Annotated in this window: 14 protein-coding genes; 5 read left to right on the plus strand and 9 right to left on the minus strand. The window is 48.0% G+C overall.

Going from position 1 to position 13,080, the window contains the following annotated elements; genetic code table 11:
• Window positions 1-34: 34 nt before the first annotated feature.
• On the minus strand, window positions 35-715 hold the full coding sequence (locus BM613_RS06980; protein ID WP_109430461.1) for a hypothetical protein: 681 nt from the start codon (window positions 713-715) through the stop codon (window positions 35-37).
• Window positions 716-813: 98 nt separating this feature from the next.
• Here BM613_RS06980 and BM613_RS06985 point away from each other — a divergent pair, with 98 nt between their 5' ends.
• Window positions 814-1,146, plus strand: coding sequence for a hypothetical protein (locus BM613_RS06985; RefSeq protein ID WP_181362942.1), 333 nt, complete (start codon window positions 814-816; stop codon window positions 1,144-1,146).
• A 95-nt stretch (window positions 1,147-1,241) separates the two neighbouring features.
• Here the strand turns inward: BM613_RS06985 and BM613_RS06990 are convergent, their stop codons facing one another.
• The 5 genes from BM613_RS06990 to BM613_RS07010 are packed head-to-tail and all read right to left on the minus strand — an operon-like array spanning window position 1,242 to window position 6,079.
• On the minus strand, window positions 1,242-2,777 hold the full coding sequence (locus BM613_RS06990) for an acyl-CoA carboxylase subunit beta (protein WP_245926294.1): 1,536 nt from the start codon (window positions 2,775-2,777) through the stop codon (window positions 1,242-1,244).
• A 15-nt stretch (window positions 2,778-2,792) separates the two neighbouring features.
• Complete coding sequence (locus BM613_RS06995; RefSeq protein WP_425450692.1) at window positions 2,793-3,572, minus strand: enoyl-CoA hydratase-related protein; 780 nt, start codon at window positions 3,570-3,572, stop codon at window positions 2,793-2,795.
• The gene (locus BM613_RS07000; protein ID WP_109430464.1) at window positions 3,556-4,482 is read right to left on the minus strand and encodes a hydroxymethylglutaryl-CoA lyase; all 927 of its coding nucleotides are present in this window, start codon (window positions 4,480-4,482) and stop codon (window positions 3,556-3,558) included. The genes BM613_RS06995 and BM613_RS07000 overlap by 17 nt, the downstream gene beginning before the upstream one ends.
• Window positions 4,483-4,695: an acetyl-CoA carboxylase biotin carboxyl carrier protein subunit gene (locus BM613_RS07005; protein WP_109430465.1), complete on the minus strand. Its 213-nt coding sequence runs from the start codon at window positions 4,693-4,695 to the stop codon at window positions 4,483-4,485.
• 43 nt (window positions 4,696-4,738) lie between these two features.
• Window positions 4,739-6,079, minus strand: a complete 1,341-nt coding sequence (locus BM613_RS07010; RefSeq protein WP_109430466.1) for an acetyl-CoA carboxylase biotin carboxylase subunit — start codon at window positions 6,077-6,079, stop codon at window positions 4,739-4,741.
• Between the two features lie 158 nt (window positions 6,080-6,237).
• On the opposite strand from BM613_RS07010, the gene ymfI reads away from it, so the two are divergent.
• Window positions 6,238-7,011 carry an elongation factor P 5-aminopentanone reductase gene (gene ymfI / locus BM613_RS07015; RefSeq protein WP_109430467.1) on the plus strand — a complete coding sequence of 258 codons (774 nt, stop codon included), beginning with the start codon at window positions 6,238-6,240 and terminating at the stop codon, window positions 7,009-7,011.
• Here ymfI and typA read toward each other — a convergent pair.
• Window positions 7,008-8,837 (minus strand): translational GTPase TypA, encoded by a 1,830-nt coding sequence (gene typA, locus BM613_RS07020; protein WP_109430468.1) that lies wholly within the window; start codon window positions 8,835-8,837, stop codon window positions 7,008-7,010. The genes ymfI and typA overlap by 4 nt on opposite strands.
• Before the next feature lie 275 nt (window positions 8,838-9,112).
• Between typA and BM613_RS07025 the strand changes: the two genes are divergently transcribed.
• A complete protein-coding gene (locus BM613_RS07025) occupies window positions 9,113-9,535 on the plus strand; it encodes a hypothetical protein (RefSeq protein ID WP_109430469.1) in 423 nt (140 codons plus the stop codon).
• Here the strand turns inward: BM613_RS07025 and BM613_RS07030 are convergent.
• A complete protein-coding gene (locus BM613_RS07030; RefSeq protein ID WP_109430470.1) occupies window positions 9,532-10,830 on the minus strand; it encodes a Ger(x)C family spore germination protein in 1,299 nt (432 codons plus the stop codon). The two genes, BM613_RS07025 and BM613_RS07030, sit on opposite strands and share 4 nt — an antisense overlap.
• Before the next feature lie 135 nt (window positions 10,831-10,965).
• On the opposite strand from BM613_RS07030, the gene BM613_RS07035 reads away from it, so the two are divergent.
• Together BM613_RS07035 and BM613_RS07045 are read left to right on the plus strand one after the other, a co-directional pair.
• Window positions 10,966-11,424 carry an N-acetyltransferase gene (locus tag BM613_RS07035; RefSeq protein WP_109430471.1) on the plus strand — a complete coding sequence of 153 codons (459 nt, stop codon included), beginning with the start codon at window positions 10,966-10,968 and terminating at the stop codon, window positions 11,422-11,424.
• A 298-nt stretch (window positions 11,425-11,722) separates the two neighbouring features.
• The gene (locus tag BM613_RS07045; protein ID WP_109430473.1) at window positions 11,723-12,334 is read left to right on the plus strand and encodes a superoxide dismutase; all 612 of its coding nucleotides are present in this window, start codon (window positions 11,723-11,725) and stop codon (window positions 12,332-12,334) included.
• A gap of 64 nt (window positions 12,335-12,398) precedes the next feature.
• Here the strand turns inward: BM613_RS07045 and BM613_RS07050 are convergent, their stop codons facing one another.
• Complete coding sequence (locus tag BM613_RS07050) at window positions 12,399-13,001, minus strand: RsfA family transcriptional regulator (RefSeq protein ID WP_109430474.1); 603 nt, start codon at window positions 12,999-13,001, stop codon at window positions 12,399-12,401.
• Between the last annotated feature and the right edge of the window lie 79 nt (window positions 13,002-13,080).

Genomic DNA, 13,080 nt, shown 5'->3' on the forward strand with positions numbered 1-13,080 from the left:
AGACTCCCTGCGCCTCAGTATTGCTCCTGCTATGTTAATGATAGGTGCCTAGCTGTGAATCAGATCGGCGAAGTTGGTCTTCTGCGAGATCAATGAAGTGTTCATACTCCGGTTTAAATTCAGCTCCGATCTGCTTCACATCATTGGCGAACTGTAAAAGCGCCTGCGTATTTTTTACAGCAAATGCAGGAGGTAAATGAGTTTTTTGAGGTGCGTTGGACGTTGTGACCGAGTGCAATCTCGGTAACAAATTTTCCGAAAGACGGTCTTGACGGTGATCATCCACTTGCCCAATTTGGCCAACCTCAACGCTCTGTGCGCGATTTTCGCCAGCCAATTTTACCCGACGAGCCACTTCCTTTGTCCCTGCGATTACATCGTCTGCGGCGTTTAGCGCTGTAGCAAGTCCACCCACGATCACTCTCCGAAAGGGTGGGCGCTGTAGATTTTTCTGCTCCTGCCACCCCTCATTTGCAGGCATGGTATTTTCCAAAACAGGTTCATTGTGTGGAATGGTCGGTGACTGTAACTCAGTAGGCTTTGTCCACTCTTTCATGCGATCACCAAGCGCCATAACTCCAACCGCAGTATTGACTGTCGCTTGGCGAATCAATTTTCGCACAGCGGGCACCGTGAGCAAAACTGCAACGCCTACGCCAATCCAGCCGATTGGATGATCAAATTTTAATGAACGACCCCAGTCTTTCATCGCCATTGCGTTCCCCCCTTTTCACATCCCCTATCACGTAGCATCCCCAAGCAGTAAAAGCGCATGCGAAAAAGTGCTTTCTGACGTATGAATCACTCAAAAACGTGGAACGGTATCAAATACAGCCACAGTTTATGAAACCGCAGGGGTTGCAGGAGGAAGTCGTTGTGAAAAAATCATTTTCAGTTGAAGGAATCGCCATGGGAATTGGTCTTGGTGTACTCGCAGTCCTCTTAGCTCCAGTCGTAAAAAGACAAATTCGCCCCGCTGGAGAAGCGATCGCGTCTGGAATCGGAGCGCTCGCACAAGGGGCACGCAAATGGTATGAAGTAACAAAAGAAGAAGTAGAGGATCTATTTGCTGAAGCGCAATTCGAGCGAATGAAACGGTCACTCGATCAAGAAATAGAAGAACCTGTACAACCACCCCGTATGTAATCATCTTAGAGTCATTACCCCACCAGGTTGTACTCCTTGGTCGTGCACAACCTGGTGGGTCACTCGCTAAATTTATCTTTTCAAGCAATAAACCATTATACCGGATACACAGCGTGTTTACGCCTTGAGAAAGAAATATCTTTCCCTTCATACTGACGCAATCGCATGACAAGTTCTGTACGCAGTTGATCAGGATCGACTATGGCGTCTACTACGAGTTCCGAAGCTAGACGATAGATATCGATATCTTGGCGATACTCTTCCCTTTTTTGCGCAACAAAAGCGCTCTTTTCCGGTTCCTCAAGCTCTGCAATTTTATTGGAATACACCGCATTTACCGCTGCTTCAGGTCCCATAACTGCAATTTGAGCAGTTGGCAGAGCGATGCACACGTCTGGATCAAACGCAGGCCCTGCCATCGCATATAATCCCGCACCATACGCCTTGCGCACGATCACAGAAATTTTAGGTGTCGTAATTTCAGCCATCGCAGCGATCATTTTTGCTCCATGGCGGATAATCCCCGCTCGCTCAACTTTCGTTCCAATCATAAATCCAGGAACATCCGCTAGAAATAGAATTGGGATATTGAACGCATCACATAGGGTCATAAAACGCGCCGCTTTATCTGCTGAATCGACAAATAACACTCCGCCTTTTACCCGCGGCTGATTGGCCACAATCCCCACTGAACGACCGTCGATGCGCGCTAACCCTGTGATAATCTCACCTGCAAACAAACGTTTGATCTCAAAGAAGCTCCCCTCATCAATCAATTGGTTGATGAGATCATACATGTTAAAGGGTGTATTTTGATTATTTGGAATAATTTCTGATATTTTCTTTCCGGTCTCTGCCACTGGCCGAACTTCCGCACGTGGCACTGGAGCTGCATAGTTCGCAGGAAAATAAGACAAATACGTACGCGCCGCTAAAATCGCTTGTTGCTCATCAGAAGCGAGCACATCCCCACATCCGCTAACCGAACAGTGCATGCGTGCGCCGCCCATTTCTTCAAGCGTCACCTTCTCACCGATCACCATTTCCGCCATGCGTGGAGAACCGAGATACATGCTGGCATTCCCTTCGACCATAATGACAATGTCGCAAAATGCAGGAATATAAGCACCGCCTGCGGCGGAAGGTCCAAACAGCACACAAACTTGCGGAACCATTCCCGACATCTTTACCTGATTGTAAAAAATTCTCCCTGCTCCACGACGACCAGGAAACATTTCTACTTGATCGGTAATCCGCGCACCTGCAGAATCGACAAGATATACAAGGGGAATTTGCATTTTCATAGCCGTTTCCTGAATGCGAATAATTTTCTCTACAGTCCGAGATCCCCAAGAACCCGCTTTCACCGTTGAATCATTGGCCATTACAGCTACCGTTTGGCCATTAATCTGCCCAATGCCCGTCACCACGCCATCTGCTGGCAAATCCCCAGCGAAAGCATTTGCGAACATGCCATCTTCTGTTTCTAAATCCCCGTCAAAAAGCAACCGCAAACGATCGCGAACAAATAATTTGCCCATTTCTTGATTTTTTTCATGATACTTTTGCGCACCTCCCTGAGCGATCGCTCGGTTCCAGTCCGCAAGTGTTTTATGTTCTGTCGTACTCACGATGTCACCTCATTCTCATTGCCCGGTGTAATTTGGCTTGCGTTTTTCTGCGAATGCCCGCAATCCTTCTAGACGGTCGGACGTCCGTAAAACTTCTTCATAAGCGGACCACTCGACTTTAAGTCCTGCCTGCAAAGGAAGATCAGAACCTTCGCGAATTGCGCGTTTGGCAGCACGCAGTGCAATTGGCCCACCCTCGCCAATTGTTGCAGCAATTTGCATCGCCTTAGGTAAAACATCATTAGCTTCTGTTACGTATTGTGCAAATCCGATCGCAAAAGCTTCGTTGCCATCAAATCGACGACCTGTGAAGATTAGTTCGTTTGCCCGACCCAGTCCAACAATACGTGCAAGCCGTTGCGTTCCCCCTGCACCAGGTATGATCGCGAGCCTTGTTTCTGTCAGGCCTAGTACAGCGTTGTCAGCGACAATGCGCACATCACATGCAAGTGCAAGTTCCATACCGCCCCCGAGAGCCACACCGCGTACCGCTGCAATCGTAGGCATCGGAAGAGCAGCAACCGCTTCGACTGCGGCACGAATTCTTCCTACAGCTTGTACTACCTGCTCTTCATTCATCCCACGGCGCTCTTTCAAATCAGCTCCAGCACAAAAAGCTCGCTCACCAGCTCCTGTAAGTACGACACAGCGCACATCCGGATTTTGCGACAATTCCTGTAACCGTGCTCGCATTTCCTCCAACAACTCAGTCGATAAAGCGTTCATTGCTTCTGCTCGATTGAGTGTGACGATCGCTGTGTGTTGGTCAACGCGGACTTCACATAGTGACACAATGATCCCCCCCTTGTGCGAGATGTACTTTGCTCGCATGACTATTCAAGGCGTGACCGACACTATTTTGTAATAGCTCAAGAGACTGCAAGAGTTTTCCTTCGTCAATTCCCGTCTGAATTCCTGATCCCTGAAGCATATACAATACATCATCAGTCGCTACATTGCCAGAAGCTCCTGGCGCATACGGACATCCACCAAGCCCCCCCAAAGCGCTGTCAATCTTTGTGATTCCCATAGTCAGTCCAACAAGCAGATTGGCAAGTGCTGTTCCACGCGTATTGTGCATGTGCAACGCGAGGCGCTCAGCTGGAATTTCCTTTAGCAATCTGTCGAGCACGCGCTCAGTTTGAAGCGGCGTTGCAACCCCGATCGTGTCGCCTAGAGAGATTTCATCGACGCCATCATCCAGTAATGCAAGAGCGACACGCAGGACTTGTTCAGCACTCACTTCACCTTCATAAGGGCAGCCAAATACAGTAGAAACATAACCACGCACAAACGCCTGATGCATTTTTGCAGTGCGCGTCACATCACGCAAAACAGGGAACGTTTCATCAATCGTCTTATTAATATTTTTCTTATTATGTGTTTCACTCGCCGACATGAACACAGCAACCGCTTTTACTCCAACGTTGAGCGCACGTTCTAACCCTTGCTGATTCGGAACTAGCGCACTGTATACGACTCCTGCTTTCTTCTGAATCCCTGCAAATACTTCCGCCGCATCAGCCAGTTGCGGAATCCAGCGCGGGCTCACAAAGCTACTGACTTCAATATGCGTCAATCCACTTTCCGTCAAACTATTAATCCATGCAATTTTCTGCTCCGTTGACAATCGAGCAGGTTCATTTTGCAACCCGTCGCGCGGCCCTACTTCCCAGATAGTTACCTCTTTTGGCAAGTTCATCATTTACTCCAACTCCACGAGTACGTCGCCCTCGTTCACAAAGTCGCCCTCGCCAATGTTCACTTTTACAACTTTTCCTGAAAAATCAGCGGAAACAGGGACTTCCATTTTCATCGACTCTAAAATGACGACATCATCTCCTGCAGCAACCTCTTGTCCTGCACTCACTAATACTTTAAATACGGTACCCGCCATAGTAGAAGCAATCGTTTTCATTGACAGAACCCCTCTTCGCGTTTTGGAATGAACTCATTCTCTGCTATAACCCGAACTGCTCATGTAAAAATGAAGTGTGCGTATCCCCAGCTGCAAACGCCTCGTTCTCCAATACACGTTGCAAAAGCGGGAGATTCGTCTTAATTCCTGCTACGTGGTACTGACGCAAAGCTACAAGCATCGCTTGCCTTGCTTCTTCGCGATCTTTCCCGTAAGTAATCAATTTTGCAAACATCGGATCATAATAAGGTGTGATGGCATCTCCTTGACGCACCCCTATTTCATTGCGCACAGACGGCCCCTCAGGCAATTGCAACTCAGTAATCGTACCTGGTGAAGGGAAGAAACGCTCTGGATCTTCCGCGCAAATCCGACATTCAATGGCATGTCCTGTTTGACGCCGTTCCATCACTTCCGCATCTAGCGCTTGCCCCATAGCAACACGCAATTGCCATTGTACCAGATCGACGCCCATTACCTCTTCTGTCACAGGATGCTCCACCTGAAGTCTTGTATTCATTTCTAGAAAATAAAACTTTCCTGAGGTGTCCAACAAAAATTCCACTGTCCCTACACCTGTATACTGCAACTCGCGAACAAGCGCTAAAGCAGCCCGTCCCATTTGTTCGCGAAGTTCTGGTGTCACCGCCGTCGATGGAGATTCCTCGACAATTTTTTGGTGGCGGCGCTGGATGCTACACTCCCGCTCTCCTAAGTGGATCGCGTTTCCGTGTTCATCTGCAAGGACCTGAATCTCAACGTGGCGTGGACGCTCGATGAATTTTTCAAGGTACATAGTCCCGTCGCCAAAGTAGGACAACACGCGTTTTGAGGAGGATGCAAACGACGAGCGTAAATCCGCTTCATTGTGTGCTACGACCATCCCAATTCCGCCGCCGCCAGCAGAAGCTTTTAGCATGACCGGATAGCCCATCTCAGAAGCCAACTGAACGGCTTGTTCTTCATCTTGGACTGCACCTTGTGACCCAGGTACAACTGGCACCCCCGCCGCAATGGCAACTTGCCTCGCCTGAACTTTGCTCCCCATACGAGCAATTGCCGCTGGTTTGGGGCCAATAAACACAAGTCCTGCACGCTGACAAAGTTCTGCAAAATCTGCGTTTTCAGAGAGCAGTCCATATCCAGGATGAACAGCATCTGCATTGCACGACTTCGCAATTTCAACAATTTTTGCCCCTTGCAGATAACTCTGCGAAACGGCACTCGGCCCAACAAGAAACGCTTCATCCGCCAATTGCACATGCAGCGCATTTGCATCCGCCTCGCTGTATATAGCGACCGCACGAATGTTCATCGCATGACAGGCGCGAATAATGCGACAAGCGATTTCTCCGCGATTTGCGATCAGAACTTTTTTAAACAATGGCTGCCCACTCCCTGTGAGTAAAATCTGCCAACAAACATTTCGGAGTTCGTCTTTTTGTTGTATAACAACAGGACGCTCACGTGTGCTATCATCATCCTCAGCACTATTTTAACATGACAACAGGGAAAAGTAATTGCACAGGCAGGAGATCTTCTATGTCACATGTCCATTCATTTTCAACGACTCGCCCACTATTTGGACAAGTCGCCCTTGTCACTGGCGCTTCGCGCGGTATTGGCGCGGAAATTGCGCGCACGCTTGCTAAAGCCGGAGCCGCTGTCGCCGTCAACTATTTTTCACAGCGTGATGCTGCTCTTGAAGTCGTCGCTAAGTGCCAAGCTTATGGTTCAAAAGCAATCGCCCTGCAGGCGAATGTCGCTGACAAAGCTGCCATTGCAAAGCTCGTCGAGGATACGACCGTTTTACTTGGTGCGCCTACGATTCTCGTTAATAACGCTGGGCGTGCACATGCTGAGCTATTTTTAGATACAAAAGAGCAAACATTCGACGCATTGATGGATGCGAATTTAAAAGCCCCATTTTTTTTGGCACAAGCTGTTTTACCCGGAATGTTGCGCGTGCAATATGGGAGAATTGTGAATATAAGTTCGATTTGGGGAATCGCTGGGGGTTCTTTGGAGGTTGCGTATTCCGCATCAAAAGGCGGATTGATCGCCTTTACTAAAGCACTGGCAAAAGAAGTGGCGCCTTCTGGCATAACTGTTAATGCAGTCGCTCCTGGCGCCATCGAAACCGATATGCTGCGACATTTGAGCGCGGCAGATCGCGAACAACTCTTGCGCGAAACACCGGTTGGGCGTCTTGGAACCCCACAAGATGTCGCGGCTGCCGTGCTCTTTCTCGCAAGCCCTACAGCTTCATTTATCACTGGGCAGATCATTAGTCCAAATGGTGGACTTGTAATCTAAACCTGCACATCTTGCAAAGTAGATTGTTTTTGCGCTTTTTCGCGCTCTCCCTTTTTTAATACCTTTTTACGCAAGCGAATCGTTTTTGGGGTGACCTCACAATACTCATCGTCAGCCAAGTACTCAAGAGCCGCCTCAAGCGAGAGGATACGCGGCGCTTTTAAACGCGACGTGTCCTCTTTCGTCGCGGATCGAACATTGCTCATATGTTTCTCGCGGCAAACATTGACCACAAGGTCATTATCGCGGGAATGCTCGCCAATGATCATCCCTTCGTAGACTTCTGCTCCAGGTGTGATAAAAAGCACTCCGCGCTCCTCAATCGACTGAATGGCGTAAGCTGTTGCAACCCCAGCTTCACTCGCAACGAGCACCCCGCTTTGTCGATCAGAAATCTCGCCTTTATAGGGTTCATAATGTAAGAACGTATGGTGCATCGTCCCATAGCCACGCGTTGCCGTCAACAGTTCCGAACGAAATCCGATCAGGCCCCGTGCAGGTACGTGAAACTCCAGACGTGTGGAGGACGTCCCAGGAACCATTTGTACAAGCTCCCCACGACGACCGCCTAAGCGCTCCATCACTGTTCCCACATGTTCCTCTGGAACATCGATCACCACGTGTTCAATCGGCTCAAGCAATCCATTTTTCTCATCTCGTTTGAAAATAACCCGCGGTTTTGAGACCTGCATCTCGTATCCTTCTCGTCGCATCGTTTCAATTAAAATCGATAAATGCAACTCACCGCGACCTGAAACAAGAAATGCATCTGGCGAATCTGTATCTTGCACGCGCAAACTCACGTCTTTTTCAAGTTCTGCATACAATCGCGAACGAAGTTTACGCGACGTCACATGTGTTCCTTCTCTTCCTGCAAAAGGACTGTCATTCACAACAAACGTCATTTGCAATGAAGGTTCTTCGATGGGAATCGAAGGTAGAGCTTCTGGAAAATTGACATCAGCTACCGTTTCACCAACCGTTAAATCTCCAAGCCCTGCAACCGCGACAATTTCACCTGCGCTCGCTTGCTCTAATTCAACACGTCGCAACCCGCGAAAACCATATAACTTGGTAACGCGTTGCAGTGATGTTTCTCCACTTTGCTTTAGCACAATCACTTGTTGTCCAAGTTTGATCGTACCGCGTACGATGCGCCCAATGCCAATGCGGCCCAAAAATTCACTGTAATCGAGAATACTCGCCTGCCACTGCAAAGGCCCCGTCGAATCGTCTGTAGGGGCTGGGATCGTTTCAATGATCGCTTCAAACAAAGGCCGAAAATCCGGACTCGGCTGATCCAGATCAAGCGTCGCTGTCCCATTGACCGCGGAAGCATATACCACAGGGAAATTAATCTGTTCATCCGATGCGCCAAGATCCATAAAAAGTTCCAACACTTCGTCCACCACTTCTAATGGACGCGCCATCGGTCGATCAATCTTATTAATCACCACGATCGGTACCAAATTCTGATCCAAGGCCTTACGCAAGACAAAGCGAGTTTGCGGCATGCACCCTTCAAAAGCGTCAACGACGAGTAAAACACCGTCAACCATCTGCATAATCCGCTCTACTTCACCGCCAAAATCAGCGTGGCCGGGTGTATCGACGATGTTAATCAGATAATCCTGATATTGAATGGCTGTATTTTTTGCAAGAATCGTGATTCCGCGTTCGCGCTCAAGGTCATTTGAGTCAAGCGCCCGCTCAGTAACCGCTTCATTACTCCGAAATACTCCTGATTGACGCAATAATTGATCGACCAAGGTCGTTTTTCCATGATCGACGTGAGCAATAATTGCAATGTTGCGCAGATGTTTCACGAACGATTCGTTCCTCTCCGTCTATCTCATTTTGTCTGACAGTTTATTGTATCACAGACTAATCAATATAATCTATAGCCAAAAGAAAATCCCCCTTACGATGCCATCTCATCCCCCATTACCACAAGTCATTCTCTATCTGCCTCTGTTAACCCAGATCAGTGGAACGTCGATTAGCTAACTTCCATATGATAAAAAAGCCCCAAAAACCCTATCGGCACAAACCGCATACGGGCTGTTTGTGCCGTGCGAAAGTCAAATGTAGGTGTGATGAGATGAACGTCAAAAAAAATCGCCCTTTGCGTATCCCGGCAAAGATTCAGCGTCGCATTTTAGCGGAAAGCCGTATGTTACACGTATCTACAGAAGAATACCTCGCTCTCATTACACAAATTGCTGCATCAATCCGCGGCGCAGTTCTCCCTGAAGGACTTAAGGACAGTGCGCCGCTTCAATCTATTTTAGAAAACCCGCTTATGCTAGAAATGGCATCCACACTAGCAAGTACAATCTGGCAGCAACTACAATCCACACAAGATCAGCAGCCTGAGACAACCACGGATGCGCGAGAAACACCTACCGCATCAGTAGCTCCACCCGAATTGCGCGACAAACCACACACCGCCCCCGCGATGGTCATGATCGATCCGATTACGGGGCAAATCATTCATATCCAAAGACGCCCTTTGCTTCCTTAACGTGTCCCTGGAATCTCAGGCGGATCAAGCTGTGTGCCAATTCGTCGAACAATCACTCGCACGTGTAACTTTGTCACAATTCTTGGCAACTGTCGATGCCAATTGTACTGTTGCATTGCTCCATAGGTTGGAAATAATCCGCGTGCATAGCGAAAAAAGCCAAACGGATCAACATCGTAAGTGACAAACATTTTGTGAATGAGAGACATTTCCTGTTTACTGATTTCTTTCTCTATTTTTTTCTCCAATTGTTTGCGTGCGCGAGAACTCACGAACGAAGCATCTGTCTGATCCCCTAGCAAAGTCCCTTCAAAAGATTGTGTAATGTCAATGACTGGACGTTCTCCAGATAGAGCAATGCGAACTTGTTCTGGTTTTGCATTGTGTACCATCAAAGTAACAGGCGCAGGTTGCCCAATCGGAGAGTGCACAACGACAATCGCTCGATGTAACTCCCCGGATAGCAATTGCAAATAGCGTGATTGCTCCCCATCTAAAATTGTCTGCATCCGATCTGCCCGAAAGATTGCTGTCCCGACACATTCTATCGGATTTCCTCCCGCCCGATTCATTTTCCCGGGCTCAGTATTGGCATTTTGCGACCGCAAATCATCCGTGGAACCAGAAGTTTTTTTATTCTCTTTGCCTACTTGTTCGTTCTCGCTCAATACGGGTAAAACAGGGTCAGTATTTGGCATCTCCAACGCATTCATAAATTGGTGCACTTCAACTGAAGGGGCATACCCTGTACGTTCGCTAGATTCCTGTAAATCTTCAAACACTCTTGTCGCCGAAGTTTCTAGGACGGGTTTATCATGAACAAAGATATTGCCTACACTGCCCTTTGCAACAAATAAAAAAAGCGTTCTGCGGAACTCTCGATAGCGCACGAGTGCGCGCATATAGGGTAAAACACCCTGCCGCGCCGCCCTTTCACCAAAAAGAATCGCCGCTAAATGTGAGAGATTGAGTTTGCGTTCGACACCCGCATTCATGACATTAAATGCTTCGTGCAAACTTTTTCCTGTCGCCGAAACGATCGGCGTCCCTGTACGAAAATCACCGCCAGCTCCTCCACCCCCACTCCCCCCGCCACCACCGCTTGAACCCGAAAGCTTACTGGGTACAGCGATACGACCTGCAACAACAACGTCGTTGCCTTTTATTTGTTTATCAATCCCCATCGTCACAAGAAACGCCTGTCCCTCAAGTTCCGAACGGTCATAGCAACCCGTTATAGATAGACTGACGAGTAGACCTGCGAGCAGATAGCAACATCTCATTTTGCGGCGCATCTTTCCGACCCCTTCCACTGTCCATTTATAACCTGCATAACAATCCCTAAGCTTATGTATAAAGGAATGCACAAGGAACAAAAATCAAACGCGTGATTGTGTATAATGAAGTTGAAAACTGAAGGAGGGGAGTCCATGACGGACGTCATTCGGTTGCAAATTAATTACCATACACTCGAAGAATTTAAACGTTTTAATGAAAATGGTCTCGAAGAACTTTCCATGCTGGATGAACTCAAAGAAAACATGGTAGAAAACCAAATTGATAGTCCGTTTTATGGGATTTACGAGGACGGCAAATTAGTGGCACGCATGAGTCTCTACCCGATTCACGCGAAATACGATCGCTATTTTGATCCTCCGCGCGATTACCTTGAACTCTGGAAACTTGAGGTGCTCCCTGGCTATAAAGGCCGAGGTTTGGGGACAGCGCTCGTTGAATATGCAAAATCTTTAGGTCACGCAATCAAAGTAAATGTACGTGGACAATCCCATCCCTTTTTCTTGCGTCTTGGATTCACGCCTGTGAAATATGATGCACAAAGAGATCGCGGTGAGAATCCCTATGTGTGGATTCCTGAAAAGGAGCGCTGATTCCTTCATTCCAGAAGTCGGCCAATCGCAAGACGCGCAGACGCTTTGCGCAAAAATCGATCAGACGTTACATGACGTTGAAGAGTACTACGAAAAGCATCCCGCAGGACGTTATCTTTACTCGCGCAATGGACACGTAGAGGACCTCAAACAGGCATTTACATCTGCCTTGGCAGCAATCTAGCTATAAAGTTGTTGCAACACACCGCCATTTGTCGGGGTATGGTATAATGAAAATTGGTTGATCCGTACAATGGCGGTCAACCTGTTACATATACGAGGAAAGAGGGGACTCTTCATGGCATTTGAAACACCTGCACTACCGTATGCAGCCGATGCACTAGAACCGTACATCGATGCAAAAACAATGACTGTGCACCACGATGGACATCATGTTGCGTACACCAATAACTTAAACGCCGCATTAGAAAACCACCCAGATTTACAAGCAAAATCTGCAATTGACATTCTTAAAAACATTCATGATGTGCCTGAATCCATTCGCACAACGGTTCGCAACAATGGAGGCGGCCACGTCAACCACAACATGTTTTGGAAGTTATTGAGTCCAAACGGCGGTGGAGAACCGACTGGCGAACTTGCAGATGCAATAAATAAGGAATTTGGCAGCTTTGCGAAATTTAAGGAAGAATTTGTGAAAGCAGCAGCTACGCGGTTTGGCAGCGGCTGGGCCTGGCTTGTGCTTGATTCGACAGGAAAACTCGCAATCACGAGCACGCCGAACCAAGACAGTCCCTACATGGATGGCTTGACGCCCATTTTAGGGCTCGACGTATGGGAGCACGCTTACTACCTCAAGTATCAAAACAAGCGCGCAGATTATATTTCTGCTTTTTGGAATGTGGTCAATTGGCCGCAAGTTGCGGAAAACTACGCAAACGCAAAGTAAAAAGCAAAAATAACTCGCAATCGTAAAAAAGGCGGACAGGGCATATGCTCTCGTCCGCCTTTTTTTACGATTCCTCTTCCTGGTTATCAGAGCTAATATGTACAGTCACTTCTGTTATGGGGCGCAAATCGCTAAGTTGCCGTTTGCGTGCCCGATCGACAATCTCAAGGAGAGCCTTATAATCCTCGTTGATCATCTGATATTCATCAGATACATCATGCAATCGTTGCAATAAATCGGATTTGTCTTTGCGTAACTTTTCCACTTCCATCCGAGCCGAATCAACATCTCGTTCCAGTTGCTTGACGCGGTTTTGCAACGCCATAAAATCGCGTCGATACTGCCGTAAAAACTTTAAAACCGCATTCCATGTTAAGACGTGGGCTTGCGCCTCTTCCATCTCATCCACGTTTCCCTGCGGATGTCTCAGCCGTTCATCACGATGCTCTCTACGCTCGAGTTTTGCAAAGTCAATCGCAGCTAAAAACTGTTTCCGAACGCAGGCATTCCAGCGATACCCACAGGCTGCCGGTGTGCGCTTTAGGGCTTGCGCGCCTTCTTCAAATGCAGCTAATTGGGTACTCCCCTCCCGAATATGACGCAAGATAATCTCCGCTAATTTTGCGTCATCCTCAGGGGTCCATGCATCCTGTCTGATCGTCTTCATGCCCGTATACCCCTCCAAATACCGAGGCTTCTACGGGTATATATATGCACGGACTGGTGAAATACAGCACTGCGAATTT

The organism is Sulfoacidibacillus thermotolerans (assembly GCF_003144315.1).
Lineage (GTDB): Bacteria > Bacillota > Bacilli > Alicyclobacillales > SLC66 > Sulfoacidibacillus > Sulfoacidibacillus thermotolerans.